The sequence below is a fragment of the Delftia sp. NA_296.1 genome, assembly GCF_052692095.1.
Genome location: NZ_JBQZGF010000002.1, coordinates 614,051 through 636,747, shown reverse-complemented (window position 1 = coordinate 636,747; position 22,697 = coordinate 614,051). Strand labels below are relative to the sequence as shown.

The window sequence follows — 22,697 nt, the reverse complement described above, 5'->3', positions numbered from 1 at the left end:
TTTCCTGACTTGTTGGATTTACCTCCACAATGCATCCATGAGTGAGTTTTCCCCCGTCACGCCGCCCGCCGACGCCTGGCGCCAGACCCACCTGGGCCGCCTGCTCGGCCATGCCATGCGGCGGTTCGACGCGCGTGTGCTGCAGCTCATGGCGCGCGATGTGGAGGTTCCGCTGGCGCTGTCCAATCTTGCGGCGCGCGACAAGGTGGGTGCGGCCCACATCCACATCACGCGGCATCTGTCGCTGGCTGGCGACAGGCTCACCGACCTGGCCGAGCGCGCTGGCATGACCAAGCAGTCCATGGGCGACCTGGTGGCCCAGTGCGAGGCCTGGGGCCTGGTCACGCGCGAAAGCGACGAGCGCGATGCGCGCGCACGCCGCATCCGCTTCACGCCTGCGGGCCTGGCATGGCTGCAGGCCTTCCATGACGCCGTGTCCCAGGCCGAGGCCGAGTTCCGCGAGGAAGTCGGCGACGACATCGCCACCGTGGTGGCGCTGGGGCTGGAGGCCTATGCGGGCGGCGGCTCACTCGGGTAAGGTCCCTGCCCGTGGGGCGGGGCGCATCCTAGAATCCTAGGAATCAAAGACGCGCATTTCCAACATCCAGAGCGCGTCTGTATTTCAGGAGACAACCCCATGCGCATTCTGATTGCCGAAGACGACCAGGTCCTGGCCGATGGTCTGCTGCGCAGCCTGCGCGGCTCGGGCGCCGTGGTCAGCCATGTGGCCAACGGCAGCGAGGCCGATACCGCGCTGATGACCAGCAGCGAGTTCGACCTGCTCATCCTGGACCTGGGCCTGCCCAAGATGCACGGGCTCGAAGTGCTCAAGAAGCTGCGCGGCCGGGGCGATGCGCTGCCGGTGCTCATCCTCACGGCGGCCGACAGCGTGGAAGAGCGCGTGCAGGGGCTGGACTACGGCGCCGACGACTACATGGCCAAGCCGTTTGCGCTGTCCGAGCTGGAGGCGCGTGTGCGCGCGCTCACGCGGCGCGGTATGGGTGGCGCCAGCAGCACCATCAAGCACGGCCCCCTGGTGTACGACCAGGCCGGCCGCGTGGCCACCATCGACGGCAAGATGGTCGAGCTGTCGGCGCGCGAGCTGGGCCTGCTGGAAGTGCTGCTGCAGCGTGCGGGCCGGCTGGTCAGCAAGGACCAGTTGGTCGAGCGCCTGTGCGAATGGGGCGACGAGGTCAGCAACAACGCCATCGAGGTCTATATCCACCGCCTGCGCAAGAAGATAGAGCGCGGCCCCATCCGCATCGCCACCGTGCGCGGCCTGGGCTACTGCCTTGAGAAGATCGCTTCCTGAGGCCGCTGCCCTGGCTGTCAGGCCCGGGTTGGCTTGCCTGCGCATAGTGGCGGATGCCACGGGGCCGTGAACCCGTCGTGAGGGCTGCCCGCCGATGAAAATCTTCCAGCGTGAACAGCGCTCACTGTTCGGCGAGATCCTTGACTGGATGCTCACGCCGCTGCTGCTGCTGTGGCCCGTGAGCCTGGCGCTGACCTGGCTGGTGGCCCAGGGCCTGGCCAACAAGCCGTTCGATCGCGCGCTGGAGTACAACGCCCAGGCGCTGGCGCAGCTGGTGATGGTGCAGCAGGGCAAGGTGCTGTTCAACCTGCCGCAATCGGCCAGCGAGATCCTGCGCGCCGACGAGTCGGACACCGTGTATTTCCAGGTGCTGGGCGTCAAGGGCGAGTACCTGGCCGGCGAGCGCGATCTGCCGCTGCCGCCCGAGTCCGACGATCCGCCATCCGGCGATCTATCGCCCGGCGGTGCACCGACCGGCGGGGCCGTGCAACTGCGCGATGCGGAGTTTCGCGGCATTGACCTGCGCGTGGCCCATGTCTGGGTGCGCATGCCCCTGCCCGACGAGCCCCAGGCCCTGGTCCAGGTGGCCGAAACGCGCGAAAAGCGCAGCGTGCTGGCCACGGAAATCATCAAGGGCGTGATGCTGCCCCAGTTCGTCATCCTGCCGCTGGCCGCCTTGCTGGTGTGGCTGGCGCTGGCTCGCGGCATCAAGCCGCTGCACCGGCTGGAGGAGCGCATCCGCGCGCGCCGGCCCGAGGACCTCTCGCCCATCAACCACAAGGACGTGCCGCTGGAAGTCGTGCCGCTGGTGGACTCGGTCAACGATCTGCTGGGCCGGCTCGGTGATTCGCTGGCCACGCAAAAGCGCTTTCTGGCCGACGCGGCCCACCAGCTCAAGACACCGCTGGCCGGGCTGCGCATGCAGGCCGAACTGGCCCAGCGCGAGGGCGTGAGCACGGAGGAGTTGCGGCAGTCCCTGGCACAGATTGCGCGCTCCAGCATTCGCGCCACGCACACGGTGAACCAGTTGCTGGCGCTGGCGCGCGCCGAGAGCGCCGGCGTGGGCCGCGGCCTGGCCATGCAGCCCTGCAACCTGGTGCGCATCGTCACCGACGTGGTGCGCGACTGCCTGCCGCGCGCCATGGACAAGCATGTGGACTTGGGATACGACGGCGCCGAGTCATCGGCCACCGGCGTCTGGCTGCAGGGCAACGCCACGCTGCTGACGGAGCTGGTGCGCAACCTCGTGGACAACGCCATCAACTACACGCCTTCCAGCAGCAGCCGGCCCGGCATGGTCACGGTGCGCGTGCTGGCCGATCCCTTCGGCCAGGTTTTGTTGCTGCAGGTGGAGGATTCGGGGCCCGGCGTGCCCGAGGCCGAGCGCGAGCTGGTGTTCCAGCCGTTCTACCGCGTGCTGGGCTCGGAGGCCGATGGCTCGGGCCTGGGCCTGCCCATCGTGCTGGAGATCGCTCGCCAGCATGGCGCCCAGGTGGTGCTGGAAGATGCGCATCCTGGCCAGCAGCCGCCGGGTGCGCGTTTCAGCGTGCGCTTCACGGCGCTGCGCTCGCCGCCGTCGCCCAAGCCTGCGGCATAGGTGGCGGGGCATCCCCGGCTGCCGCAGATTCCCCGGGAGCCACAGGCGCCACCGCGATCCGTCCCGGCGTCTGCGCGGCATGGTCCACCAGCCAGTTGCGGAAGATGCCCAGGGTGCCGTGGTTGGCACGGTCGGCCGGGTAGCACAGCCAGTAGCCCAGGGCGCTCTGGTAGCCGTGCTGGGGCAGGGGCTCGTTCACCAGGCCGGCCGCGATCTCGTCGTGCACCAGGCAGCGCGGCACCAGGGCGATGCCCATGCCGGCCATCACGGCGCGGATGATGGTCTGGAACTGGTCGAACTGCGGGCCCGCCAGGGGGCTGATGCCGTTGACGCCATGGGCCTCGCTCCAGCGCGCCCAGGCATCGGGAATGGTCACATGGCGCAGCCGGGTGCAGCGCGCCACGTCCTGTGGGGTGGTGATGCGTGCCTCGGGGCCCGCGCCGCGCGGCGGTGCGATCAGCGCCACCTGGCGGCCCACCAGATAGTGGGCATGCGCGCCATTCCAGTGCCCGTCGCCAAACAAAATTGCGCAGTCCAGCCCCGGACTGTCAAATTGGTAGCTGTGTACGTAGGGTACAAAGTGCAGCGTGATCTGTGGATAGCGCTGCTGAAACTGGGGCAGCCTGGGGATCAGCCACTTGGCCGCGAAAGTCGGCAGCGATGACAGGTGCAGCGCGCCTCGGCTGTCATCGCTGGTGATGAGTTCGAGGGTGGCTGCCTCCAGCTGGCCCAGCAGGGCGCGCACTGCGCGCTCATAGCGCTCGCCCGCGGGCGTCAGCCTCAAGCGCTTGCGCTCGCGTTCGAACAGCGGCACGCCCACCCATTTCTCCAGCTCCTGGATCTGCTTGCTGACTGCGCTTTGCGTCAGGTGCAAGGCTTCGGCCGCGCGCGAGACGCCCCCAAAACGCACCACGGTGGAGAAAGCGCGCAGCAGATGCGTGGGCGGGTTGAGGCGGCGCAAACTCATGACAGGGATATGATGAAAGTATTCCTGTTTGGAATATTAACAGGCACAGTATTTGCTTTTTTTGTGAGCAGATTTCTTTTAATCTGAACTTGTTTGTAAGAAAGATCCTATGCAACGACGTCATTTCCTTGCTTCCATCGCCGCTTCTTCTGTCGTTCCTGGAATGTCCTTCGCCCAGGACACCTCCCGTCCCCTGCGCATCGTCGTTCCGTTCCCTGCTGGTGGCTCCACCGACATGGTCCCGCGCAACATGCAGGACGTGCTGCCCAAGCTGCTGGGCGGCCAGGCCGTGGTGATCGAGAACAAGGCCGGCGCTGGCGGCTCCATCGGCATGGCCGAAGTGGCGCGTGCCACCGACGGCGTGACCTTCGGCATCGCCACGCTGTCCACGCACGGCGTGAACCCCGCCGTGTTCAAGAAGCTGCCCTACGACGCCATCAACGACTTCGTCGGCGTGACCGAGATCGTCAAGGCCCCCGGCGTGATCGTGATCAACCCCAAGCTGGTGCCCGCCAACAACTTCGCCGAGTTCGTGAAGTACCTGAAGGCCAACCCCGGCAAGGTCAGCTTCGCAACCCCCGGCAACGGCACCATCGGCCACATGTGGGGCGCCCAGTTCATGAAGAGCACGGGCACCGAGATGCAGCACATTCCCTACCGCGGTGCAGGCCCGGCCATCAACGACGTGCTCGGCGGCCAGGTGCCCGTGTACTTCGACCAGGTGGCTTCCTCCCTGCCCCACATCAAGGGCGGCAAGGTCAAGGCCCTGGCCGTGTCCTGGCATGAGCGCCTGGACGTCCTGCCCGACGTGCAGACCTACGCCGAAGCCGGCCATGCCGACCTGAACGATCCTTCGTGGTTCGGTCTCGTGGCCCCCAAGAGCACGCCGCCCGAGCAGATCGCCCGCGTGCAAAAGGCCATCGCGGCCGCGCTCAAGGACCCGGCCGTGCAAAAGCGCATGGCGGCCCAGGGCCTGTACATCTCCGGCACCAGCAGCGACGCTTTCACCAAGCAGATCGCCAGCGAAGTCGCCAAGATGAAGAAGATTGCCGCCACGGCCCAGATCCAGCTGGATTAAAGGCTCCCCCTGAGGCGCTTCGCGCCTTCCCCCTCTCTCGCTTCGCGGGAGGGGGACGACGCCCTCGCTGCGGGGCGGCCCTTGCTCGGCGTCCCTGGCCTGGGACGCGCCAGTTTCATGGCGGGCTGGCCGCAGCGCAGCGGTGCAATGCGTAACCGAGATAGACCACTTCCTCATGCATCCCGTCCTGCGACTGATCAGTCAGAACTTCCTGCAATCCCTGCCCGGCGCGGCAGGCTCCGGCGCGGCCGATGCCGCGCCGCCCATGGTCACCAGCGTTGCCGGCGCCAGTGCCGTGGTGCTGGACTCGCCGCACAGCGGCACGGTCTACCCGGCGGACTTCGGCTCCTGCCTGCCGCTGGCCACGCTGCGCCAGGCCGAGGACACGCATGTGGAGAAGATCTACGCCTTTGCGCCGGGCCTGGGCGTGAGCTGGGTGGAGGCGCATTTCCCGCGCATCTACCTGGATGCCAACCGCGACACCACCGAGATCGACACCACCATGATCGAGGGCCAGTGGCCGCTGCCCGTCACCACCGACCAGGTCGTGCTGCAGAAGGTGCGCCTGGGCAAGGGCCTGATCTGGAAGTTCACCGATGAGGGCGTGCCCATCTATGACCGCCAGCTGCCCGCCGCTGAACTGCTGCAGCGCATCGAGCGCTGCTGGAAGCCCTACCACGCCGCCGTGGAGCGCGCCATCGACGGCGCCCATGCGCGCCATGGCTACAGCATCCATATCAACTGCCACTCCATGCCTTCCGTCGCAGCCAGCCACGCCACGCTGCACCCGGGCCTGGTCCATGCCGACTTCGTCATCGGCGACCGCGACGGCAGCACGGCCAGCCCGGCGCTGTCCGAGCGCATCTGCGCCTTCCTGCGCGAGCGCGGCTACAGCGTGGACTACAACCATCCCTACAAGGGCGTGGAGCTGGTGCGCCGCTACGGCAAGCCCGCCGAGCACCGCCACAGCATCCAGATCGAGATCAACCGCAAGCTCTACATGAACGAGCAGACCCTGGATCTCGACCAGGCCGGCTACCTGCGCCTGACCACCGACCTGAAGGTGCTGGTGGAGCAGCTGATGGCCACCGATCCGCGTACGCTCTGAAGCCCCTGCGAGTGAAATGCAAAAGGCCCGCGATCACAGGATCGCGGGCCTTTTTTCATCGTGCCCTGGCGGGGCTCAACAGGGCCTGAACGGCTTGCCCTCGAAGGCCTTGCCGCCCATGGACTCGACCTGGCTGCGCAGCGCGGGCGTGGCCTGGGGCAGGCGCAGCGTGTAGAGGGTGATGTCGGGGCGCTCCTGCACCACGCGGGCCGTGCGCACGCCCTGGCGCGCAACGTTGGTCAGCTCGCGCGTGGCCGCTTCCTCGGAGGAGAAGCGGCCCAGCGACAGGCCCGGCTCCAGCGCGCCGCCTGCGCGGTCGAAGTCGATCTTGCGTGCACGCAGTTCCGCGCGCTTGCGCTCCAGGAACTCGGCATCGGGGAATTTGCCCATGTAGACCATCCAGCGGCCCGGCTGGTGCGTGCTGCTCAGGTCCCACTGGTCGCTGGCGACCTGGGCGATGAGGCCGCGGCGCAGCGCCTCGGCATGGCGGTCTTCGATGCCCGTGGCCACCAGGCAGCTGGTGGGCTGGCCCGCGGCTTTCTCGGGGCGAGCCGGTGCGGCGGGTTCCTCGCCACCTGCAGGAGCCGCAGGTGCTGCGGGTGCCGCGGGTGTGGCGGGTGCGGCAGGGGATGCAGGAGCCGTACCCGGGGTGGACGAGGAGGGGGCTGGCGCGTTGTCCACACTCAGCAGGCTCAGCGCCTCCGGGCGCACCTGCTGGCCCAGGCGCTCGGGCTCGGTCTGGGATGGCGGTGCCAGGCCCAGGGCCTGGAGCTGGCCGTGGTTCCAGAGGTAGTAGCCGGCATTGGCCAGCACCAGCAGCAGGAAGGCGATTCGCAGCATGTCGTTTCTTGGGCCCTAGTGATGAGTCACCCGCCCTAGCCTACAGCAGCCGGGCGCACGCTGATTTCCGAGCTGGTGATGGCCTGCAGGCCGCGCGCCGTGCGTACCAGCAGCGCGCCATCGGGGCCCACGCCCTCGGCCGTGCCGCTTTCGCCATCGCTGAGATTGACGGCGCGGCCACGCAGCAGGTCGCGCTGGGCAAAGCGCTCCACCAGCGGCGCAAAGCCCTGGGCGGCAAAGGTCTGGATGTCGGAGACCAGGCCCGGCAGCACGCAGGCCAGGGCGGTGGGTGCGTCCAGGCGTTCGTCCAGCTCCAGCAGGCTGGCCGGGGGCGTGCGCATGCCGTCGCCGGGGCGCGGGCGCACGTTCAGGCCGATGCCCACGACCACGTAGCGCGGCGTGCCGGGCTCATGCGCGGCGCTGCCGACAAAGCTGGCCGTCTCGATCAGGATGCCGCCGAGCTTGCGGTCGCCGTCGATCCACAGGTCGTTGGGCCATTTGAGGCCGATGCGCGGGCGCTGCGAGCCCGGGGCAGGCAACTGCGGCTGCAGGCTTTGCGCCACGCTCAGGCCCACGGCCAGCGACAGGCCGGACCAGTCGGCAGGCGCCAGCGGCATGCCCAGCGAGAAGGTCAGCGAATCGCCCACGCCGCTGGTCCACTGGCGGCCCAGCCGGCCCCGGCCGGCGGTCTGCACTTCGGTCACCAGCAGCACGGGTTCGTTGCGGCCATCGCGGGCGCGCGCCATCAGCTCGGTATTGGTCGAGCCGATGCTGGGCACGATTTCCACGGAAAAGCCCGGCAGTTGCGGCTCGATGGCCTGCCACAGCGATTCCGCAGGCCAGTGAATGGGGGACGATGCCATCATGCGCCGGCCTTTGTGGAGGATTTGCGGGATTTTTTCCTTGGCTTTTGGGGGGGCTTTTCCAAATGCTTTTCCAAAGGCTTTGCCGATTTGACCTGCTGCTTTTTGGCCCGCTTTGTCTTTTCAGATTGTTCCGATGCCGGCTTTGCGCTGGCCGGCAATGCATCGCCGGGCATGGGCGGGCGCCAGCCGCGCTTGGGCGCCAGCAGCGTGCCGCGGCAGGTGGCCGCGCCGCACCAGCATGGATACTCTGCCTTCAGCTTCCTGGTGTAGGGTTCGTCGATGATCAGGCCGTAGTCGTAGCTCAGCTCCTCGCCGGCGGCGATGTTGCGCAGCGCGACGATGAAAATCCTGCCATCGCGCTCATCGGTGTAGCAATTGGGAGCGCAGCTGTGGTTGATCCAGCGCGAGGAGTTGCCGCCGTAGTTGGCGTCGATCACGCGGTCTTCGTCCACGTGGAAGTAGAAGGTATGGTTGGGCTGGCTGGGGTCGTGCGGATGCCGGTCCTGGGCTTCCTGCCAGCTGACGATTTCCCCTACGTACTCGACAAGGACCTCGCCTTCGGCAAGATCCTGCGCGGCGAAGACGCCCTTGCCATGGACACCCGAGCGGCGGGTCTGGATACGGCGGCCGCCGGAAGGGGCCAAAGCTGTGCGGGGCATGTTTTCTCTGATAACTTGAATAGGCACACATGCGCGTGCGCGTACACGTACGTACACGCGTGAGCCATGGATTGTAGAAGCGCAGGCTGCGACATGCAGGTCCTGCGGGGAATGACGAGTACACACAATGACAAAGACCCTGGTGATTGCTGAGAAGCCTTCGGTCGCGCAGGACATCGTCCGCGCGTTGACTCCGGTGGCGGGCAAATTCGACAAGCACGATGAATACTTCGAGAGCGAGCACTACGTCGTGACCAGCGCCGTGGGCCACCTGGTGGAAATCCAGGCGCCCGAGGAATTCGACGTCAAGCGCGGCAAATGGAGTTTTGCCAACCTGCCGGTGATTCCGCCGTATTTCGACCTCAAGCCCGTGGACAAGACCAAGAGCCGGCTCAATGCCGTGGTCAAGCTGGCCAAGCGCAAGGATGTCACCGAACTCATCAACGCCTGCGACGCGGGCCGCGAGGGTGAGCTGATCTTCCGCCTGATCGAGCAGTACGCCGCAGGCGCCAAGCCCGACGGCAAGGGCCTGGGCAAGCCGGTCAAGCGCCTGTGGCTGCAGTCCATGACGCCGCAGGCCATCCGCGACGGCTTCCAGAACCTGCGCAGCGATGCGCAGATGCTGGGCCTGGCCAGCGCCGCGCGCAGCCGCTCCGAGGCCGACTGGCTGGTGGGCATCAACGGCACGCGCGCCATGACGGCCTTCAATTCGCGCGATGGCGGCTTCTTCCTGACCACCGTGGGCCGCGTGCAGACGCCCACGCTGTCCCTGGTGGTGGAGCGCGAGGAAAAGATCCGCAAGTTCGTGAGCCGCGACTACTGGGAAGTGCATGCCGCCTTCGATGCGCAGGCCGGCCAATACCTGGGCAAGTGGTTCGATCCCCAATGGAAGAAGAGCGAGGATGCGGAAGCCCGCGCCGACCGCATCTGGAACCAGCGCGACGCCCAGGCCATTGCCGACGCCGTGCGCGGCAAGCCGGCCCAGGTCACCGAGGAGTCCAAGCCCACGTCCCAGGCCAGCCCGCTGCTGTTCGACCTGACCAGTTTGCAGCGCGAGGCCAACGGCAAGTTCGGCTTCTCGGCCAAGACCACGCTGTCGCTGGCGCAAAGCCTGTACGAGCGCCACAAGGCCCTGACCTACCCGCGTACCGACTCGCGTGCCCTGCCCGAGGACTACGTGCCCGTGGCGCACCAGACCTTCGCCATGCTGGCCGGCAGCGGCATGCGCCACCTGGCACCCTTTGCCCAGCAGGCGCTGGACGAGAACTATGTGCGCCCGACCAAGCGCATCTTCGACAACAGCAAGGTGTCGGATCACTTTGCCATCATCCCGACCACGCAGGCGCCCAGCGGCCTGTCCGAGGCCGAGCAAAAGCTCTATGACCTCGTCGTGCGCCGCTTCATGGCCGTGTTCTTCCCCAGCGCAGAGCACCAGGTGACCACGCGCATCAGCAAGGTCGAGCAGCACAGCTTCAAGACCGAAGGCAAGATCCTGGTCAAGCCCGGTTGGCTGGCCATCTACGGCAAGGAGGCCGCCAACGAGGTCGAAGGCGGCAAGGACGGCGACAAGGGCCAGCCCCTGGTCGCGGTGCAGCCCGGCGAGCAGCCGCGCGCCGGCCAGGTCGATCCCAAGGGCCTCAAGACCAAGCCGCCCGCGCGCTACTCCGAAGCCACGCTGCTGGGCGCCATGGAAAGCGCCGGCAAGCAGGTCGAGGACGACGAGCTGCGCGAGGCCATGCAGGAAAAGGGCCTGGGCACGCCTGCCACGCGCGCGGCCATCATCGAAGGCCTGCTGACCGAAAAGTACATGCTGCGCGAAGGCCGCGAGCTGATTCCCACGGCCAAGGCCTTTCAGCTCATGACCCTGCTGCGCGGCCTGGGCGTGGAAGAACTCTCGCGCGCCGACCTCACCGGCGAATGGGAGTACAAGCTGGCGCAGATGGAAAAGGGCCAGCTCTCGCGTGATGCCTTCATGCAGCAGATCCAGTCCATGACGGAAAAGCTGGTCAAGAAGGCCAAGGAATACGACCGAGACACCGTGCCCGGCGACTACGCCACCCTGTCCACCCCCTGCCCCAACTGCGGCGGCGTGGTCAAGGAGAACTATCGCCGCTACGGCTGCACGGGCAGCGACGGACAGGGCGCGGGCTGCGGCTTCTCGTTCACCAAGTCGCCTGCAGGCCGCACCTTCGAGACGGCCGAGGCCGAGCAACTGCTGCGCGACCGCCGCCTGGGCCCGCTGGACGGCTTTCGCTCCAAGGCAGGCTGGCCCTTCGTGGCCGAGGTCACCATCGTGCACGATGAGGAAGGCGGCAACTACAAGCTCGAGTTCGACTTTGGCGACGACGCCGCCTCCGAAGACACGGGCGAGCTGGTGGACTTTGCCAGCCAGCAATCGCTGGGCCCCTGCCCCAAGTGCGGCGCGCCGGTCTTCGAGCACGGCAGCAACTACGTCTGCGCCAAGGCCGTGCCCACGCTGGCCCAGGCCACACCCAGCTGCGACTTCAAGAGCGGCCAGATCATCCTGCAGCAGCCCATAGAGCGCGAGCAGATGCAAAAGCTGCTGCAGACCGGCAAGACCGACCTGCTGGACAAGTTCGTCTCCAACCGCACGCGCCGCAGCTTCAAGGCCTTCCTGGTCTGGGATGGCGCGGCCGGCAAGGTGAACTTCGAGTTCGAGCAGCGCGACAGCAAGTACCCGCCGCGCAAGACGGCGGCCGCCAAGAGCGCGCCGGCCAAGAAGGCGCCTGCCAAGAAAGCCGCAGCCAAGACCACGGCAAAGACGGCCACCAAGACCGCGCGCAAGCCGGCCGCCGGCACGCTGCAGCCCAGCGCGGCCCTGGCCGCCGTCATCGGCGAAGGCACGGTGGCGCGTACCGAAGTGGTCAAGAAGCTGTGGGAATACGTCAAGGCCCAGAACCTGCAGGACCCCAAGGACAAGCGCGTCATCCGCGCCGATGACAAGCTGCGCCCCGTCTTCGGCAAGGACAGCGTGAACATGTTCGAGCTGGCCGGCATCGTGGGGAAACATCTCACCCCCTGAGGCGCTTACGCGCCTTCCCCCTCTTTACTCGCTCCGCGAGGGAGGGGGACGACACCCTCGGTGCGGGGCTGCCCTTCCTCGGTGTCCCTGGCTTTGGGGCGCGCCAGTTTTGAGGGCAGTGTTTGAGCTCTACACCAGCGGGTCGCCGGCCTGACACGGGGACAACACATGCTTGGGCTAATCTAGCGGGCATGGATACCGAAATGCTCACCCCGGCAGCGGCTGCCGCCGCTGCTTCCTCCCCGGCGCCCTCGCGCTCCATCCGCCTGGACGGCGCCTCCAACTTCCGAGACCTCGGTGGCTACGCGGGCCTGGATGGCCGGCGCGTGCGCTGGCGCACGCTGTTCCGTGCAGACCATCTGGCGGGCCTCAGCGCGGCGGACCTGGACGTGCTGCAGGGCCTGAAGCTCGCGCGCAGCGCGGACTTCCGGGGCAAGATGGAAAGCGCCCACCTGGCCTACGAATGGCCGGGCATTGCCCGCCATGCGCTCATCGTCGAGCCCACCGTGGTGCAGCGCGCCAGCGCCCTGATTGCCGCAGGCAACGACCTCACGGCCGCCCATGCCGAGGAGCTGATGCAGGACACCTACCGCAGCTTCGTGCACGACTACGCGCCACGCTTTGCACAGCTGTTCCAACTGCTGCTGGACAGCCAGGACCCGCTGGTCTTCCACTGCACGGCCGGCAAGGACCGCACGGGCTGGGCCGCCGCCCTGCTGCTCACCGCGCTGGGCGTGGACGAGGACACCGTGATGCAGGACTACCTGCTGACCAACCAGCTCTACCAGCGCCCCGCCACCACCTTCGCCCCCATGCCGGCCGAGGTGATGGATGTGCTGTGGCGCGTGCAGGCCTCCTACCTGGCGGCGGCCACCGACATGGTGCGGGCCGACTTCGGTGGAATGCAGGGGTATCTGCGGGATGCGCTGGGCATCGACAGCGCTGCACGCGAGCGGCTGGCTGCGCTTTACCTGGAAGGGTGATTACCTTCGCTCACGGGGCGGCGGGTTGGCGCGGCTAACATGGGCTGTGCCGGTCGGTTGCGCCGGAGATGAAGGAGATTGCGATGAAGTACGGCATGCGTGGGCTGGCCGCGATGGTGCTGGTGGCCCTGAGTGTGGGGCTGGCTGGCTGCGCGGGCGGGGTGCCTGGGGATGTTTCCGGGAGCCAGGCGTCCAGTGGCAGTGGGGTGACGGTGTTTGGGACTGTGGATGCCAATGTGAGTCATACGCGGACTTCGCGGTGACTCGGTTTGTGCTTTGATTCTTTCGCTGGATCTGTCCCTGCCGAGTGGTTGTTTTTCGAGGCCGGGTTTCGGCCCGGCGGCCGACCGACTTTCTTGCCGCGCGGCAAGAAAGTAGGCAAAGAAGCGCGCCCCACTGCCCACGACCCTTCGCTTCGCTACGGGCGACCTGCGTTGGGCGGGATGCGGGGTGCGCCGTGAAACTCGTTGCGCGCTGCGCGCTTCACTCAAACATCACGGCGAGCTAGACAACGAAGCAGCCCTGTCCTTCGGCAGGGCTGCCACCCCGCATCCCGCCCAACGCAGGCGTGGGCAGAAGGGGGAGGCTGGGGAACAGCCAACAGCCAACAGCCAACAGCCAACAGCCAACAGCCAACAGCCAGCCGGGTCAGGGCTGGATCGGCGTGATCACCACGCCGGTGCCTGCGGGGGCGTCTTCGCCGCCGGGCAGGGCTGGCGTGGCGGGGGTGGCTTCCTGCACTGCGCGCTGGTCCGTGGGGCCCAGCGTGCCCTGGGTGAGGGGGATGCTGGGTGCGGGCAGGGCGGGGGTGCTTTCTATGATTTCCTCGCCGGGCGACAGGCCCGGGCCGGGTGGCTCCGTGGGCTCGGGTGCGGGCTCCGGGGTAGGTGCTGGATCCGGGGTGGTGGGTTGGCCGGGCTGGGCGGGCGGCGGCTGGTCAGGCCACCAGTCCTGCATGCGTTCGCGCAGGCGGCCGACCATGTCGGACCACCAGTGGCTTTGTTCGGGCGGCTCGAATCGGGCCTTGGCGTCGATGACGGGGCTGCGCAGGGCGCGGGACATGAAGTCTCCCACCATGGGCAGGGCGCTGCGCGAGCCCTGGCCCCAGCGGTCGCTGCGCAGGGTGACGCGCGGGTCGTTGAAGCCGGCCCAGGCTCCGGTGACGATTTCCGGGTGCATGAGGATGAACCAGCCGTCGGCATTGCCCTGGGTGGTGCCGGTCTTGCCGGCCACGTCGGCGTGGATGCCGTAGCGCTGGCGCACGGCCACGGCCGTGCCTTTGTCCACCACGGCGCGCAGCATGTCCACCAGGGCGTAGGCGTGGTCTTCGTCCAGCGCGCGCTCAGGCTTGGGCGGACTGAATTCGGCAATGACCTTGCCGTCGGCGTCCTCGATGCGCGTGACCATCATGGGTGGCAGCCAGCGGCCACCGTGGGCCAGGCTGGCATAGGCGTTGACCATTTCCAGCAGCGACACCGGGCTGCTGCCCAGGGCCAGGGCGGGTACTTCGTCCAGCGGGCTCTGGCGCACGCCCAGGGCGCGCGCCAGGCGCGCCACGCGGGCGGGGCCCACGGACTGCATGACTTCGGCGGTGATGGTGTTCTTGGAGTAGGCCAGGGCGTCGCGCAGCGTCATCTCGCGGCCCGTGGGTGGCGTGGCGTCGGTGGGGCGCCAGACTTCGCCGCCGGGCAGCTTGATTTCCACGGGGCCGTCCACGCGCCTGTCGTCGGGGGTGGCGCCCTGCTGCAGCGCGGCGCCATAGACAAAGGGCTTGAAGGTCGATCCGGGCTGTCGCCGTGCCTGCTGCACATGGTCGTAGGCGTCCTGCGTGAAGTCGCGGCTGCCCACCCAGGCCAGCACTTCGGAGGTGGCCGGGTTCAGCGCCACAAAGCCTGCCTGCACGCGCGTCTTGTCCTCGCGCAGCTGCTTCATGAAGGCCTTGTCGGCCAGCAGGGCCTTGAGGGTGTCTTCCTCGCTGTCCTTGTCCGTTACCTTGTCCTTGCCTTGGCCGTCCGCGCGTTTGCGCGCCGCGCGCCAGGCGGGGGTCTCCCGCACCAGCTGTTGCACCAGCGGGTTGGCGGCATTCCAGCCGTCGCGCTGGCTCCAGGCGCCGTTGGCCACGCCCTGCAGCGTGCGCGTCTGGCGCGCCACGGCCTGGTTGGCCCAGCTCTGCAGGCGCGAGTCGATGGTGGTGTGCACCACCAGGCCGTCGGTGTAGATGTTGTAGTCGTTGCGGTCGGCCCAGTCGATCAGCCATTTGCGCAGCTGCTGCGCGAAGTGGGGCGCCATGCCCAGGGGCTCTTCCTGGCGCTCGAAATTGATGCGCATGGGGCGCTTCTTGAGCTGGGCGAACTCGGCCTCCTGCAGCACGCCGCGCTTGACCATTTGCGACAGCACCGTGTTGCGGCGGTACAGCGCGCGGTCAGGGTTGAGCACCGGGTTGTAGTAGCTCGTGCCCTTGAGCATGCCCACCAGCGTGGCGCTTTCCAGCACCGTCAGCCGCGCGGCCGGTTTGTCGAAATAGGTGCGCGCCGCCATCTCTATGCCGAAGGCGTTGTAGAGGAAGGGCACGGTGTTCAGATAGGTCTCGAGGATCTCGTCCTTGGTGTAGAGCGCCTCGATCTTGAAGGCCGTGATCGCCTCCTTGAGCTTGCGGTTGAGCGTGGGCGCGCGGCCGATTTCGGTCGGGTACAGATTGCGTGCGAGCTGCTGGGTGAGGGTGGAGCCGCCCTGGGGATCGCCGCGCAGCGTGTGCACCACCGAGCCCAGCGTGCGCCGCCAGTCCATGCCGTGGTGCTCGTAGAAGCGGTGGTCCTCCGTGGCGATCAGCGCCTTGATCACCGAGGGCGACATCTCGTCGAGCTTCACCCACTGCCGGTTGCTGCGCTTGAACTGCGCGAGCTGCTTGCCATCCGCGCTCATGATCTGGGCGGGCTGCTCCAGCTTGGCCTTGCGTATGTCGCGGATGCCGGGCGTGAACGGGATCAGGGCCAGCACATACAGCGCGAACAGCAGCGGCAGCGCGGCGGCGAACAGCAGCCATTCGCGCCGCGTGGGCCAGCGGTGCCACCAGGGCAGGGCCGCCACGCGCTGGCCGATGCGGCTGGCCAGCAGCCTTTGCCAGGCTGCGAGCACAGCGTCGGGCAGCTTCAAGTCATTGAAAGAAAAGCGCATATTGCAAGACGGCCCTGATGACAGGACATCAGGGCCGATAGGGCGGGACCATTCCGCGAAGCCGAGAGAATGCCCAAAAAAACGGCACCCCGCTCGCGCGGGGTGCCTTGCCTATGGGCCAAGCCCCGGTATTGTCGGGCTGGCGGGTACTGGCGGGAAGTGCTTATTTCTCCAGCCAGTCGGACAGCTCGTCCGCATGCTCCTGCTCCTGCTCCAGGATGGATTCGATCAGCCGGCGCGTGGTCGGGTCCTTGTCGCCGATCAGGTCGATCATCTGGCTGTAGGCCTCGATGGCCACGCGCTCGGCGATCAGGTTGGTGCGGATCATGGCCTTCAGGTCCATTTCGCCGTTGTAGTCGGCATGGCTGCGCTGGGTCAGCGTCTGGGGGTTGAAGTCGGGCTCGCCGCCCAACTGCACGATGCGCTGGGCCAGCTTGTCGGCGTGGGCCATTTCCTCGTTGGCATGGACCAGGAACTCGTCGGCAATGGCGGGCGAAGCCAGACCCACGGCCGTGAAGTGGTGGCGCTTGTAGCGCATCACGCACACCAGCTCGGTGGCCAGCGAGTCATTGAGCAGCTTGATGATGTCCTCGCGCCAGGGCCCGAAGTGCGGGGTCACTGCGCCATCGTCCAGGCTGTGCTTGGCGGCCTCCAGGGCCTTGGGGTCCAGCGCCAGGTGGCCGTTGCCGGCGTTGGATTTGGCTTGCTTCGTGGGGGTGCTGTTGGGATTCATACGTGGTCTCTTCATCGTGGGACGGAAACTACGGCAGGCATGCGCCTATGCGGCTTGTAAACACCTGCCAGCGAAACGGGACCAGGCGGGCCGATGTGCCCGCCTGTTGTCTTCCAAGGTAAGTTTTTGGCCGCCTGCTGTCTGTGAGACAAGTCCGCATCCCCATGCCCGGCCAGCGCGCCCCTGGGTGTCCCTGGCTATCCCGGCGCTACCATGGGCGCTCCACTCCAGGAGCACCCGCATGAATGACACCGCCGCCGCGCCCCGCTCGGCCTACGACTTCGAGGCCACCTCCATCACGGGCCAGGCCGTCCCCCTGTCGGACTACCGCGGCAAGGTGCTGCTCATCGTCAACACTGCCAGCGCCTGCGGCTTCACGCCGCAGTACGCGGGACTGCAGGCGCTGCATGAGCAGTACGGCGAGCGCGGCCTGGTGGTGCTGGGCTTTCCGTGCAACCAGTTCGGTTCCCAGGAAAAGGGCAGCGAATCGGAAATCGCCAGTTTCTGCGACCTGAACTTTGGCGTGCGCTTTCCGCTCATGGGCAAGATCGACGTCAACGGCGCCAACGCCCACCCGCTGTACCGCTGGCTCACGGCCGAGGCGCCGGGCGTGCTCGGCACCAAGGCCATCAAGTGGAACTTCACCAAATTCCTCGTTGGCCGCGACGGCCAGGTCATCCGCCGCTATGCGCCGCAGGATGCGCCGGCCAAGCTGTCCACGGACATCGAGGCCGCGCTGGCGCCTTGACGCGTTGATGCGCGTTGAGGCGCGCTGATCGCGCCTGTCCATCAGGGTTTCACGCAGGGCCGTCAGTGCGGGCCGGCCGCACGCCATGGTTAGCATGCTCCTTGACATCACAACAAGGAGACAACACCCGTGAAAGCCTTCCGCCGCACCGCCCTCGCCCTGCTCACCGCCTGCACCCTGCCCATGATTGCTACCAGCGCCGCCGCCCAGGACAAGCCCGTGGTCCAATTCATCGCCACGGGCGGCACCATCGCCATGAAGATCGACCCGGTCAAGAACGCGCCCGTGCCCGCGATCTCGGGCGACGACCTGCTGGCCACCGTGCCCGACGTGGGCAAGTACGCGCGCATCCAGGTCAACAACCTGTCCAACGTGCCCTCCGACTACATGGACCCGGCCCGCTGGGTGCAGCTCACCCAGGCCGTACAGGCAGCGCTGGCCCGCCCTGAGGTGGCCGGCGCCATCGTCTCGCACGGCACGGACACGCTGGAGGAAACCGCCTTCTGGCTGGACCTGACCGTGCAGTCGTCCAAGCCCGTCGTGCTCATAGGCGCGCAGCGCAATGCCTCGGTGTCCGACTTCGACGGCCCGCGCAACCTGCTCAACGCCGTGCGCATCGCCGTGGACCCCAAGGCGCGCGACAAGGGCGCCATGCTGGCCATGAACAACCAGATCAACGCCGCGCGCTACGTCACCAAGACACACACGGCCAACGTGGAGACCTTCCGCTCGGGTGAGTTCGGCTTTCTGGGCGAGGTCTACCCGGACCGCGTGAACTTCGCCTCCGCCCCCGCGCGCCGCCAGCACCTGCCCATCCAGGCGCAGACCATGCCCGAGGTGGAAATCTTCCCCATGTACGGCGGCGCCAACGGCCAGGCCGTTCGCCAAGCGGTGGACCGTGGCGTCAAGGGCATCGTCATCGACGCCCTGGGCATGGGCAACATGAACGTCGCCATGCTCGATGCCGCCAAGTACGCCATCGGCAAGAACGTGCCCGTGGTCGTCAGCACGCGCGTGCACAACGGCCGCGTCATGCCCAGCTACGGCTTCGAGGGCGGCGGCAAGACCTCGTTCGAGGCCGGCGCCGTCATGGCCGACGATCTGCGCGCGCCCAAGGCGCGAATCCTGCTGATGCTGGCGCTGCAGTCCGGCGTGACGGGGCAGAAGGACCTGCAGGCGGTATTCGATCGATAGTTCGACCGACAGGCCGCCGCAACCCTGCCGCGCAGGCCCTGGCCTTGCGCGGCATTTCTGGCGGGCACCGAGGTGGCACACTGGCAGCCTCATATGCCAACCAGGGCGCACCATGCAGGATGACGATCTCGAATACGTGGGCTTTTGGGCCCGCACCGGCGCCGCGCTGATCGACACCCTGATCCTGCTCGTGCTCATGCTTCCGGCCCTGATCTCCATCTATGGCTGGGAATACCTGGAGTCCGAAAAACTGCTGCACGGCCCGGCCGATTTCGCCATCACCTGGGTGCTGCCTGCCATTGCCGTCGTCATCTTCTGGATCAAGAAACAGGCCACGCCGGGCAAGATGCTCATCGCCGCCAGGATCGTGGACGCGCAGACCGGCGCGGACATGAGCACACGGCAGGCCATCATTCGCTACCTGGCCTACTTCGTGTCCATCATCCCGCTGTGCCTGGGGCTGATCTGGGTGGCCTTTGACCCGCGCAAGCAGGGCTGGCACGACAAGATTGCGGGCACCGTGGTGGTCAGGCCCAAGCACCTGGGGGTGCAGCCGGTGAAGTTCCGCTGACACGCTCCTCAGGCGCGCCCGCAGCGGGCGCTCCGTGCTATTTCAACGGCAGCTCGGATGTGGCATCGCGCAGCTGCGCGGCCCGCCCGAAGTTCAGTGCTGCAGCACAGTACAGGCGCCTGATCTCCGTCGCGTTGCCGGCTGCGCCGCCAGCCAGAGAAGCAAGCCAGCTGCATTGGGCATCGCGGTACTGCGTGAATTCCTTGCCGGAGGCGGACAGCCTGGCCTTGGCCTGTGCGGCATATTTGGCATCCTCATCCCATTGCCCCAGTGCGCTGGCTGCCTGTTCCTCGGCCTGCTTCAAGGCCTTGTGGCTGTCAGCCAGCCTGTGCGCCAGGCACTCGCGCATTCCGGCCTGGGAGTGCACGCTGCATTCCTCGCGCAGCGCGCGCTCGCCGGGCGTGGGCGTGATCTCGGTCGCCAGGGCCCATGCGGGCAGGCAGACGGCCAGTGCCAGGGTCATCAGCTTGATTGAACGCATGTGGTGGTCCTGAATTCAAGGAGTCTGCGATGGGCCCGAATCCGATGTTCTGGCCATTGAGGAACGGGCACCGGGAATTCTGGCACGTATGTTCCGCAGATTCCGGTAAAAGTGCCGCAATCGCACTGCCGCTTTCAAGCGCCCATGCCCGCATCACTGTCGAAGGCATTCAGGCTGAGGGTTTGTGGATTGCCAGGCCTTAGTTCGGATGAACAATGGGGTTGTATGTTTTTTAGATAAAAGAGGAATGTGGTTGTATGATGTTCGTTTTACTTTATTAAGTAAGTGCTTGAAATAAAAATTTAATCTTGCAAATAATTTTTGACTATCTTTTTAAATAGATTGGATTTTTCCTATTTTGTGAATGGATCTGCGGGATGGTGCGAGTTTTTGGGATTTGAGACGGGTTTTGGTGTTTTGACAATTACAGTGAGGATTTATGGAATCAATAGCGATTAATTCTGTGTTGAAGATTGCAGAAGAATTTGGTTTGTGGGGAACTGTGTTAATTGTTCTTCTATATGCAGCACTGCTTATTTATGTGGCATATAGAGCTGAGTCATGGTTCTTTGTTTTCGATAAGATATGGCTGATTATTGGTGGTGGCGGAGTTTTTAAGAGCAAGGATATTGAGACTATATGGAATGATCTTCGGGAGATTGAGGCTTTCAGATTTAGAACTAGACTGAATATTAGTACAATAGAGAATATAAAGGACGTTGATATATATTTGAAGAAATATAAAATGGGGTTCAGGGATCTGATTCCTTTTGCGATATATTTTGATACTTCAAAATTAGCCTTGAGAAAGGTTAACTTCAGAAGGCTTCAGATATTTTTCTTCTTGTTTACGATTATTTCTTATTTATTGACAACAGCCCCAATAATCTTAAAAACCGTGGTTGATTTTGATTACGGTAAAGTTGCCTATTTGAAGTTCAATGACTCGAAAAAGGTTGTCTATCTCTATAAGAATAGAGCAATCATTGATGGAAAGAGTGTTGGAAGAGTTGACTGTGATGATGAAGTAAAGGTGGAGAAAAATACTGGAGCAACTGCAATTGAGGTTAATGCGATATGTGGCAATATAAAATCTGATAATAATGAATTTCACTCCAAGGTAGTGAAGGAGCAGAGCTGGCTTGCAGGAGCGTGGTTGGTGTTTTTCTTAATAATGATGATATTTTTTGCTAGAAAATCATTCGCTGTTACGAAGGCGATTGAATTCGAGAAAATGATAAATCAGTATCATGAAACTAATTCAAAAAATGAGGTTTTGTAGAAAATTTCTATGAAGTCTTGAAATACTATTTCTTGATTGAATTCTTGATTATTTTTGCTATTGATGAGTATTTCAATTTAAAAATTGGCGACGATATTTGAGGAAAATTGCCTATTGGATTTATCTGGCTTTTATGTGCGAGCGCAGTTGATATGTTTAGTTAGTACGCCTCGCTAATAGCCCGTTTTTTCGAAGTTTGAGGTCAGCTGCTGTAGAGCAGTGTTGAGAGCGCTGTCTACTCCCTTTATGTCTAACTGCAGGCATTCGGCGGTGAGAGGGCATCCACAGCTATCATTCACCCTGGCCCCCTGTACCGGGGCTGGTGCGTAAGAACACCATCAAGTAAGCGGCGCTGCCTCCCCGTGAGCGAGGCCTTGTCACGTCTGATCACTCGGAAGAGTGGGCATCGCGCCCGCTCGTCCACGCGGTTACGGGCGGGATGGGGCTACCCGCAAGGGCGTCCGCACGGCTTGCTTCGTGTTCTTAACATCCCGTCCACCTGTCTGCGCGTAAGAACGCGGGTTGGTGGTTTCGATCTCAGCAAGGAGCACGGAGCCATGTACGACGTTTCTCACCCTTTGGCTTGCGCCCGGATGCCCGGCGCCCCAAGCTTGTCTGTGGCTGCAGCCACATTGGCATTGCGTCCCATCTTTTTTGTTCGTTGGTCCGAGGCTGGCGTGCGTGCCCGGCAGAGGGCCGAACAATGAACGCCATTTCCAATCCGCACTCCGATACCGAGCCGCTGCGCCAAGCTCTGGTCGAGGTCGGCCGGCTGACCCGGCAGGGCTGCAATGAGGTGTCTTCGCTGGCGCAGATGGCGCTGGTCTGGCTGGAGACGCCGGCGGGCTGCCGCGATCTGGAGGTGGTGGCCAGTGCCTTGCTGGCCATCCGTGATGCGGTACAGAGGTTGGAGGACTTTGTGGATGACGAGACGGGCGGGGCTTGTTGCGGGTATGACGATCCCGACCGGTTGCGCCGATTGGCGGCTTGTTCTGCGGCACTGAAGGGCTGATACGGGGACTGCTTTGAGCCCCTGCCGGGCGGTTGTTTTGCGATGCCGAGTCTCGGCCCGGCAGCCGATTGTCTTGACACCCGCCGTTCGCCAAGAAAGGTCAGAACAAAGAAGGCGACCCGAATGCCCGCGACCCTCCGCTGCGCTGCGGGCAACTCCGCAACCGCCACGTCGCAGGCACTGACATACGGGAGTGGGCTCGGACCTTTGCTGCGCTTGGCACGTTCCTGTGGCTCCAGCTTCAGCTTCAGCTTGGTTCTTGCTGCAGAGTGCTGAGCGTGCAGTTCGGCAGGTCCCCGGTCGCCGCGGGCAGGCTCTGCCGACCCTTCAATCCTCTTCCAACCCCGGCTCGTCCACCACGAAGCCCGAGCCGTCCTCGTCGCAGAACACGCATTGCTGCAAGAAGCTGTCCAGGCTGCGGGCGTGGAACCAGATCAGGCCCTGGTCTTCGTCGCAAAGCATGTCAGTCTGCTCGTCCACGCTGGCGGCGGCAAAGCCACTCAGTTCCATCTCTTCGAGGAACTGCTCCAGGTCCTCGCAGCCTGCAAACAGCTCATGGTCCAGGCTGCCGATGCGGCCCTTGAAGGCGCCGTGCAGCACTTCCACGAAGGGGTTGCCGCCGGGGTCATGGCCAATGACCATGAAGTGCGCGGCAAACAGGTTCTCGCGCTGGTGGTCCTCCACGTCGCAGTGCTCCGAGCCTGCGCGGAAGTGGTGCAAGGTGCGCAGCCAGGCGTGGTTGTCGCCGGTCTCGTCGTCGGCCTGCAGGTAGTCCTCGCGGTCGGGCGCCGCTTCGAGCCGGTCCAAGTCCAGGCCGTTCTGCGTGATCAGGAACTGCGCGTAGGCGTCGGAGAAGCCTTGCGCGGCCTGGTAGTCGCGCACCGCCTGGGCGTCGGGCAGTGCCAGGCCGAAGGGATTGGGAAAGCGCACATGCATGGAACGGTCCTTGAAAAGGAGTGAACGGCGGCCAGGCAGGCCGTGCCCGCAGGATGGTGCAGGCGTTGGGCGGCAGTTTGGTGACAGTTCTGTAGTGACTCACAGCCCCGCAA

Annotated in this window: 20 protein-coding genes; 12 read left to right on the top strand and 8 right to left on the bottom strand. The window is 65.1% G+C overall.

The features are described from left to right. Positions 1-37: 37 nt before the first annotated feature. The 3 genes from ACUTR7_RS07385 (at position 38) to ACUTR7_RS07375 (ending at position 2,909) form a co-directional block, all read left to right on the top strand. On the top strand, positions 38-538 hold the full coding sequence (locus tag ACUTR7_RS07385) for a MarR family winged helix-turn-helix transcriptional regulator (protein ID WP_012202807.1): 501 nt from the start codon (positions 38-40) through the stop codon (positions 536-538). Positions 539-637: 99 nt separating this feature from the next. Further along, positions 638-1,312 carry a response regulator gene (locus ACUTR7_RS07380; RefSeq protein WP_012202808.1) on the top strand — a complete coding sequence of 225 codons (675 nt, stop codon included), beginning with the start codon at positions 638-640 and terminating at the stop codon, positions 1,310-1,312. 94 nt (positions 1,313-1,406) lie between these two features. Further along, positions 1,407-2,909 carry a sensor histidine kinase gene (locus ACUTR7_RS07375; protein WP_065347270.1) on the top strand — a complete coding sequence of 501 codons (1,503 nt, stop codon included), beginning with the start codon at positions 1,407-1,409 and terminating at the stop codon, positions 2,907-2,909. Here ACUTR7_RS07375 and ACUTR7_RS07370 read toward each other — a convergent pair. Next, positions 2,866-3,876, bottom strand: coding sequence for a LysR substrate-binding domain-containing protein (locus ACUTR7_RS07370; protein WP_199138212.1), 1,011 nt, complete (start codon positions 3,874-3,876; stop codon positions 2,866-2,868). The genes ACUTR7_RS07375 and ACUTR7_RS07370 overlap by 44 nt on opposite strands. 109 nt (positions 3,877-3,985) lie before the next feature. Here ACUTR7_RS07370 and ACUTR7_RS07365 point away from each other — a divergent pair, with 109 nt between their 5' ends. Both ACUTR7_RS07365 and ACUTR7_RS07360 read left to right on the top strand, forming a co-directional pair. Next, complete coding sequence (locus ACUTR7_RS07365) at positions 3,986-4,954, top strand: Bug family tripartite tricarboxylate transporter substrate binding protein (RefSeq protein WP_012202811.1); 969 nt, start codon at positions 3,986-3,988, stop codon at positions 4,952-4,954. A 175-nt stretch (positions 4,955-5,129) separates the two neighbouring features. Next, entirely contained in the window at positions 5,130-6,062 is a 933-nt protein-coding gene (locus tag ACUTR7_RS07360) for an N-formylglutamate amidohydrolase (RefSeq protein ID WP_034389801.1), read from the top strand. A gap of 75 nt (positions 6,063-6,137) precedes the next feature. Here the strand turns inward: ACUTR7_RS07360 and ACUTR7_RS07355 are convergent, their stop codons facing one another. Genes ACUTR7_RS07355 through ACUTR7_RS07345 form a run of 3 tightly spaced genes read right to left on the bottom strand, consistent with a single transcriptional unit; the run spans position 6,138 to position 8,427 of the window. After that, positions 6,138-6,902, bottom strand: coding sequence for an SPOR domain-containing protein (locus ACUTR7_RS07355; protein ID WP_445608474.1), 765 nt, complete (start codon positions 6,900-6,902; stop codon positions 6,138-6,140). 35 nt (positions 6,903-6,937) lie between these two features. After that, positions 6,938-7,768 (bottom strand): biotin--[acetyl-CoA-carboxylase] ligase, encoded by an 831-nt coding sequence (locus ACUTR7_RS07350; RefSeq protein WP_012202814.1) that lies wholly within the window; start codon positions 7,766-7,768, stop codon positions 6,938-6,940. After that, positions 7,765-8,427, bottom strand: coding sequence for an SET domain-containing protein-lysine N-methyltransferase (locus tag ACUTR7_RS07345; protein ID WP_445608514.1), 663 nt, complete (start codon positions 8,425-8,427; stop codon positions 7,765-7,767). The genes ACUTR7_RS07350 and ACUTR7_RS07345 overlap by 4 nt, the downstream gene beginning before the upstream one ends. Before the next feature lie 127 nt (positions 8,428-8,554). Here ACUTR7_RS07345 and ACUTR7_RS07340 point away from each other — a divergent pair, with 127 nt between their 5' ends. Both ACUTR7_RS07340 and ACUTR7_RS07335 read left to right on the top strand, forming a co-directional pair. Beyond that, positions 8,555-11,470: a DNA topoisomerase III gene (locus ACUTR7_RS07340; RefSeq protein ID WP_445608473.1), complete on the top strand. Its 2,916-nt coding sequence runs from the start codon at positions 8,555-8,557 to the stop codon at positions 11,468-11,470. A 203-nt stretch (positions 11,471-11,673) separates the two neighbouring features. Then, the gene (locus ACUTR7_RS07335) at positions 11,674-12,453 is read left to right on the top strand and encodes a tyrosine-protein phosphatase (RefSeq protein ID WP_034398074.1); all 780 of its coding nucleotides are present in this window, start codon (positions 11,674-11,676) and stop codon (positions 12,451-12,453) included. A 648-nt stretch (positions 12,454-13,101) separates the two neighbouring features. On the opposite strand, the gene ACUTR7_RS07330 is transcribed toward ACUTR7_RS07335, so the two are convergent. Continuing rightward, the gene (locus tag ACUTR7_RS07330; protein ID WP_445608472.1) at positions 13,102-15,627 is read right to left on the bottom strand and encodes a penicillin-binding protein 1A; all 2,526 of its coding nucleotides are present in this window, start codon (positions 15,625-15,627) and stop codon (positions 13,102-13,104) included. A gap of 163 nt (positions 15,628-15,790) precedes the next feature. Beyond that, positions 15,791-16,360, bottom strand: coding sequence for a ferritin-like domain-containing protein (locus ACUTR7_RS07325; protein ID WP_013804567.1), 570 nt, complete (start codon positions 16,358-16,360; stop codon positions 15,791-15,793). Positions 16,361-16,601: 241 nt separating this feature from the next. Between ACUTR7_RS07325 and ACUTR7_RS07320 the strand changes: the two genes are divergently transcribed. From ACUTR7_RS07320 to ACUTR7_RS07310, 3 genes are all read left to right on the top strand, one after another. Beyond that, a complete protein-coding gene (locus tag ACUTR7_RS07320) occupies positions 16,602-17,108 on the top strand; it encodes a glutathione peroxidase (RefSeq protein WP_096914692.1) in 507 nt (168 codons plus the stop codon). 129 nt (positions 17,109-17,237) lie between these two features. Next, positions 17,238-18,302, top strand: a complete 1,065-nt coding sequence (locus tag ACUTR7_RS07315; RefSeq protein WP_016449874.1) for an asparaginase — start codon at positions 17,238-17,240, stop codon at positions 18,300-18,302. Positions 18,303-18,414: 112 nt separating this feature from the next. Continuing rightward, positions 18,415-18,873, top strand: coding sequence for an RDD family protein (locus ACUTR7_RS07310; RefSeq protein ID WP_445608471.1), 459 nt, complete (start codon positions 18,415-18,417; stop codon positions 18,871-18,873). Between the two features lie 37 nt (positions 18,874-18,910). Here the strand turns inward: ACUTR7_RS07310 and ACUTR7_RS07305 are convergent, their stop codons facing one another. Then, the gene (locus tag ACUTR7_RS07305) at positions 18,911-19,354 is read right to left on the bottom strand and encodes a lysozyme inhibitor LprI family protein (protein WP_445608470.1); all 444 of its coding nucleotides are present in this window, start codon (positions 19,352-19,354) and stop codon (positions 18,911-18,913) included. 466 nt (positions 19,355-19,820) lie between these two features. Here ACUTR7_RS07305 and ACUTR7_RS07300 point away from each other — a divergent pair, with 466 nt between their 5' ends. Then, entirely contained in the window at positions 19,821-20,636 is an 816-nt protein-coding gene (locus tag ACUTR7_RS07300) for a DUF6216 family protein (RefSeq protein WP_445608469.1), read from the top strand. A gap of 703 nt (positions 20,637-21,339) precedes the next feature. Then, entirely contained in the window at positions 21,340-21,648 is a 309-nt protein-coding gene (locus tag ACUTR7_RS07295; RefSeq protein WP_445608468.1) for a hypothetical protein, read from the top strand. A gap of 327 nt (positions 21,649-21,975) precedes the next feature. On the opposite strand, the gene ACUTR7_RS07290 is transcribed toward ACUTR7_RS07295, so the two are convergent. Beyond that, positions 21,976-22,584, bottom strand: coding sequence for a hypothetical protein (locus tag ACUTR7_RS07290; RefSeq protein ID WP_445608467.1), 609 nt, complete (start codon positions 22,582-22,584; stop codon positions 21,976-21,978). Positions 22,585-22,697: the final 113 nt, after the last annotated feature.